Below are 5,493 nucleotides of genomic sequence, written 5' to 3' on the forward strand. Positions count from 1 at the left end.
GATCAAGCGCGGCGAGCCGGTGCAGGATCCCGACAAGATCGTGTCGCTGAAGGTCGCGGCAGACGTCAAGTAAGGCGAAACGTCAATGATGGGCGTCGTCTGGTCGCTTCTCGGCATCCTGTCCGGCGCCTTCATTGCCATTCAGGCGCCGATCAACTCGCAGCTGGCGCGCGGCCTGGGTCTCCCGGTCGCGGCGGCCGCGTTTTCGTTCCTGTCGGGCGCGGTCGTGCTCGGCATCATCTCGGTAACGGTGGTGAAGCTGCAAGGCATTTCGCTTGACTGGAAGGCGCCGGCGCCGTGGCTGTTCGTCGCCGGGGGCATGCTCGGCGGCTTCTATGTCACGCTCTCCACCATCCTGACACCACGCATCGGCGCCGCCGCGCTGATGGCGTTCCTGGTGGCCGGTCAGTTGCTGGCCGGCATGCTCATCGACCGTGTCGGCTTCCTCGGTGTCGCGGTGCGTGAAATCTCAGTCGGCCGCGTGGCCGGCGCCGTGCTTCTGCTGGCCGGAGCGCTGCTCGTTCGGCTGTTTTGATTCCCGATGCGCGTCGACCTCTTTGATTTCGACCTGCCGGAAGAGCGCATCGCGCTTCGCCCGGCAGAGCCGCGCGACAGCGCCAAAATGCTCGTCGTCGAGCCAGGCAAGCGGCTGGAGGACCGGACGGTTGGCGATCTGCCGTCGTTGCTCCGCGCCGGCGACGTGCTGGTCTTCAACGACACCAAGGTCATTCCAGCGCAACTGAAAGGCATCAGGCGGCGCGGTGAAGCGGCTGCGCAGGTCGAGGCCACGCTGCACATGCGCATGGCTCCAGACCGCTGGCTGGCGTTCATGCGGCCGGGAAAGCGCATCGCCGCCGGTGACCGCATCCATTTCGGTCATGACGGCAATTCCTGTTTCCTTGGCCAGCTCGATGCCACGGTGATCGAAAAGGGCGAGGGCGGCGAAGCGTTGCTCGGCTTTGATCTATCCGGGCCCTTCCTCGACGAGGCGCTGCACGCGGTCGGCCACATTCCGTTGCCGCCCTACATCGCCTCGAAGCGCGATGACGACGAGCGCGACCATGCCGATTACCAGACCATCTATGCCCGGGAAGAAGGGGCGGTAGCGGCGCCGACCGCTGGCCTGCATTTCACGCCGGAGCTTTTTGCGGCGCTGGACGCCATGGGGATCGAACGCTGCTTCGTCACGCTGCATGTCGGCGCCGGTACGTTCCTGCCGGTTAAAGCGGACGACACCGCCGACCACAAGATGCATGCCGAGATCGGCTCGGTCAGCGAGGCGACCGCCGATGCGCTCAACGCAGCAAAAGTGAGGGGTGGGCGCATCATTGCCGTCGGTACGACCTCTCTGCGTCTGCTGGAGAGCGCGGCGCGTGAAGACGGTACGGTGGCGCCGTGGTCCGGACCGACCGACATCTTCATCACGCCCGGCTACCGCTTTCGCACCGCCGACATGCTGATGACCAATTTCCATCTGCCGCGCTCGACACTGTTCATGCTGGTTTCGGCCTTCAGCGGTCTCGACACGATGCGTGCCGCCTATGCGCATGCCATTGCGAACCGTTACAGGTTCTACTCCTATGGCGACGCAAGCCTGCTTTACCGAGCGGAGATGAGCGATGGACGATGATCTGCAAACCCTCGATCGCGAAAGCCTTGTCGCGGAAGTGGAAAGGCTGCGCGCCGGTATTCGCGCGCACCGCGATACATCAGGCCATGATCTGTGCTGGCATCACCCCGATCTGTGGGATCTGCTGCCTGAAAAGACCGAGCTGGCGATCGCCGTGCCACCCTGGCCCAAATTCATGCGCGGCTGCATCCAATACCGCCAGTCGCTCGACAGGCAGGCGCCGGGTGCGCCGGTCCACGACAAGGAATTCAATGGCTGAGACGTTCACCTTCAAGGTGCTGGCGACCGATGGCAAGGCGCGGCGCGGCCTGATCGACATGCCGCGCGGCGAAATCCGCACGCCGGCCTTCATGCCGGTCGGCACCGGTGGCACCGTGAAGGCCATGTACATGGACCAGGTGCGCGGCGTCGGCGCCGACATCATCCTGGGCAACACCTATCACCTGATGCTTCGCCCTGGCGCCGAACGTGTCGCGCGGCTTGGCGGTCTGCACGAATTCGCCCGCTGGCCGCACCCGATCCTGACCGACAGCGGCGGATTCCAGGTGATGTCGCTGTCGAAGCTGAGGAAGCTGACAGAGAAAGGCGTCACCTTCCGTTCGCACATCGATGGCGCGGCTTATGAGATGTCACCCGAGCGTTCGATCGAGATTCAAGGCCTGCTCGATTCCGATATTCAGATGCAGCTTGACGAATGCACGGCGCTGCCGGCCGAGTTGAAAGAGATCGAGCGCGCAATGGACCTGTCGCTGCGCTGGGCCGAGCGCTGCAAGACGGCGTTCGGCGACCAGCCCGGCAAGGCGATGTTCGGCATCGTGCAAGGTGGCGACAACGCCGCGCTCAGGGTGCGTTCGGCGCAGGCGCTGAGCGCGATGAACCTCAAGGGTTATGCCGTCGGCGGCCTGGCTGTCGGCGAGCCGCAAGCGGTGATGCTCGACATGCTCGACATCACGTGCCCGGAACTGCCTGACAAAAAGCCGCGCTATCTGATGGGCGTGGGCACGCCGGACGATATCCTGAAATCGGTGGCGCGCGGCATCGACATGTTCGACTGCGTGATGCCGACGCGAGCCGGCCGGCATGGTCTTGCCTATACCAGGCGCGGCAAGGTCAATCTGCGCAACGCCCGTCACGCTGACGATCCGCGCCCGCTCGACGAAGAGAGTGATTGCCCCGCGGCCCGCGACTATTCGCGCGCTTATCTGCACCATCTGGTGCGTTCGCAGGAGGCGCTCGGGGCGATGCTGCTGACCTGGAACAATCTTTCCTACTACCAGAAGCTGATGCAGGACATCCGGGCCGCGATCGAGAGCGGCACCTTCGAACTGCGCTCGGGCGAGATATCCGAGGGTTGGGCCAAAGGCGACCTGCCCGTACTTTGAATTGGGATCCGAGCACACTCTTTCTAAACATAACCAAGAGTAATTGTTCCGAGCTATATTCAGGCAAGGGGCAAGAAACTGTCCGCAACAGCAGACCCATCTGTCGACAATTCTAAATTAGCACTGCATAATTCGCATGCTAGTGTCCTGCGTTTGGCAACGCGCAAGCATCGTGGTGTCGGCCCGGCGATTGCCGCGATCGCAGCAATCGGCCTTTTCTTGCGATTGATGGGTGCGCGCGGCGATCTCTGGCTGGACGAGATCTGGAGCTTCTTGCTGCTCGAGCCGCTTACCTCGATCGATCAGATATTCTGGCGCGTAAACCACGACAACAATCATTTCCTCAATTCGATCTACCTGTACCTGATCGGTCCTTATGCCTCGCCATTGCTTCAGCGAGGCTTGTCGATTGCGCTCGGCGTCGGCACAATCATTGCCGCAGCCGTGGCTGCGCAAGGCCGATGGGCTGGTGTCATCACAAGCATGCTGTTTGCGGTGAGCTATCCGATGGTCCATTACGGCTCCGAGGCGAGAGGCTATGCCGGGCTGGTGCTGTTCACGCTCCTCTCGGTCGTGTTTCTGGAACGCCGGTTCGACACAGGCCGTTCAGGCATCGCATTCGCGGTCATCGTCCTTCTCGGGTTTTTGTCCCACCTCACGATGGTAGAAACGGTGGTGGTTCTGGTGGCCTGGAGCGCCTGGCTCATCTGGCGGCGCACCGGCAGTCTCGGTCGCGTCAATGTCGAACTGGGGCAGATTTTTACGCCGGCATTCCTTGCTTTGCTGCCGCTAGCCGCCTGCGTAACGATCGGCAGCCAGACGTTTGGCTTCAAGGTTGGTGGCGTTTCGCCGTTCTCGCTCCAGGCCTTCGTCCAAGGGTACGGCGGAATGATCCGCTGTCTGTTCGGCTTGCCGCCTTGGATAAGCGACTTGGCCTGTATTGCCTTGGCCTGCGGCCTTGTCTGCGTCTTCGCCGGTATTCGGCGCGATCGGCGGGCCAGTCTCTATGTCATCGGGATTATCGGACTGCCTGTTCTGATGGCGGCAGCACAGCTGCCGACCCTCGATTTCCCGCGCTACTTTCTGGTCAGTGCAACATTGCTGTTGCTTTGCGCGGGCGAGTTGCTTGCGCTCGGGTTCGCCGCCGCTGGCATATATCGGCTTGTTGCCGTCGGGGGGCTGGTGGCAATCCTAGCCGGCACGATGACGTTTCTGTTGCCATTCTACGAAAAGGAACGCGGATCCTATGCCGTCATCGTTGAGGAGATGACACGCAATGGCGCAACGAGCTACGCCAGCAATCAAGATTTTCGGATCGCCGTGATTGTCAACTATTTTGCCAAACGGCTGGGACGCCAGTCATTGCTCGTCGCGGCCGACAAGATATGTGACGAGCGTCCGTCCTGGCTGATCCTCGAGGGCGCCGTGGACCAGCAGCCGGAGCATGTCGCGGCCCCGTCCGGCTGCCTGTTGACCTATGATCGCGTCGATGCCTCGACGAGTTGGGGACTGTCGGGGCAGGGCTGGACGCTCTATCAGCGCCAGGATTGAAGTGAGCGAACTGGTTCAGGTGCTCAGCGAATTCGAGGCGCGCAGGCTGCAGCCGGTGATCTGAAATGTGCCGTCGGGCTGCTGCTGAAGCGTGTAGACCGCCTCATAGTCCTTGCCGTCGGGGCCAATGATCAGCACCTGCTGGACGATCGAACCCGGGCCCGTCTGCTCGACCTTGCCGAAAGAGTAGGACCGTGGCTTGCGCACAGGCGGGTAGCCGTTGGTCACCATGTTCATGAAAGCATCGACGGTCGGGAATACCTGCTTCACGTTCGGAGCGGCGAAGCTGTAGGCCTTGGCGCCGTCATCGGCGATGAGGGCCTTCAATTGACCGTCGATGACGGCTTGGCCAGCCTTGATCTCGGCATCGCCGGCAAACGCCTGGGAAGCCAGCATGAGCGAAACGAACGCGAATGCGAAAAAGCCGCGGCGCATGGCCTGTCTCCACCGTCCCTCGAAAAGCCGCCTCCAGAAAAGCTGTTGCGGAGGCATCCTAACATACGGGTGACGGCGCTTCACGGTTTCAGCGGCCGCCAATATTCGTCCCGGCTAGGCGGATTCCTCGAGCGCGGCATGCCGGTTGCGAAGATGCGCGAGGCCGTGGCCAAGGCCCGCGCCGGCTAAGTGCGCATTCCAGCGCTTGAAAGCCCGCCTCCAGTCTGCCAGAAGGGCCGCTTGAACGTGGACGTTTAGCGGGACGAAGCCATGAAGGCGTTTTTCGTGCAGATCAAATGCGAGCTGGGCAAATCCTACGAGGTTGCCAGCGCGCTTGCCGACGCCGAGATCGCTTCGGAAATCTACTCCACCGCCGGCAATTACGATCTGCTCGCCAAATTCTATGTCGATGATGAGGAAGACGTCGGCCATTTCGTCAACGAGAAGGTGCAGATTCTTCCCGGCATCAAGGACACCTTCACCGTCGTCACCTTC

The 5,493-nt window shown here is 62.1% G+C and carries 7 protein-coding genes and 1 pseudogene; 7 read left to right on the forward strand and 1 reads right to left on the reverse strand.

Features of this window, described 5'->3' with window-relative positions:
- The 6 genes and pseudogenes from EOA36_RS38435 to EOA36_RS25965 all read left to right on the forward strand — a co-directional run.
- Window positions 1-73, forward strand: a pseudogene (locus EOA36_RS38435) (peptidylprolyl isomerase); the annotation flags it as partial.
- A 12-nt stretch (window positions 74-85) separates the two neighbouring features.
- Window positions 86-535: a DMT family transporter gene (locus tag EOA36_RS25945; RefSeq protein ID WP_127279990.1), complete on the forward strand. Its 450-nt coding sequence runs from the start codon at window positions 86-88 to the stop codon at window positions 533-535.
- A 6-nt stretch (window positions 536-541) separates the two neighbouring features.
- Entirely contained in the window at window positions 542-1,630 is a 1,089-nt protein-coding gene (queA, locus tag EOA36_RS25950) for a tRNA preQ1(34) S-adenosylmethionine ribosyltransferase-isomerase QueA (protein WP_127279991.1), read from the forward strand.
- Complete coding sequence (locus EOA36_RS25955; protein ID WP_127279992.1) at window positions 1,620-1,889, forward strand: hypothetical protein; 270 nt, start codon at window positions 1,620-1,622, stop codon at window positions 1,887-1,889. The genes queA and EOA36_RS25955 overlap by 11 nt, the downstream gene beginning before the upstream one ends.
- On the forward strand, window positions 1,882-3,012 hold the full coding sequence (tgt, locus tag EOA36_RS25960) for a tRNA guanosine(34) transglycosylase Tgt (protein ID WP_127279993.1): 1,131 nt from the start codon (window positions 1,882-1,884) through the stop codon (window positions 3,010-3,012). Before EOA36_RS25955 ends, tgt begins: the two co-directional genes overlap by 8 nt.
- Window positions 3,013-3,165: 153 nt before the next feature.
- Window positions 3,166-4,563 carry a hypothetical protein gene (locus EOA36_RS25965; protein WP_127279994.1) on the forward strand — a complete coding sequence of 466 codons (1,398 nt, stop codon included), beginning with the start codon at window positions 3,166-3,168 and terminating at the stop codon, window positions 4,561-4,563.
- A 15-nt stretch (window positions 4,564-4,578) separates the two neighbouring features.
- Here the strand turns inward: EOA36_RS25965 and EOA36_RS25970 are convergent, their stop codons facing one another.
- Window positions 4,579-4,998 (reverse strand): DUF4864 domain-containing protein, encoded by a 420-nt coding sequence (locus EOA36_RS25970; protein ID WP_127279995.1) that lies wholly within the window; start codon window positions 4,996-4,998, stop codon window positions 4,579-4,581.
- Window positions 4,999-5,268: 270 nt separating this feature from the next.
- Between EOA36_RS25970 and EOA36_RS25975 the strand changes: the two genes are divergently transcribed.
- On the forward strand, window positions 5,269-5,493 hold a 225-nt coding region (locus tag EOA36_RS25975; protein WP_145969312.1), incomplete at its 3' end, for an Lrp/AsnC family transcriptional regulator.

The organism is Mesorhizobium sp. M8A.F.Ca.ET.021.01.1.1 (assembly GCF_003998025.1).
Taxonomy (GTDB): Bacteria; Pseudomonadota; Alphaproteobacteria; order Rhizobiales; family Rhizobiaceae; genus Mesorhizobium.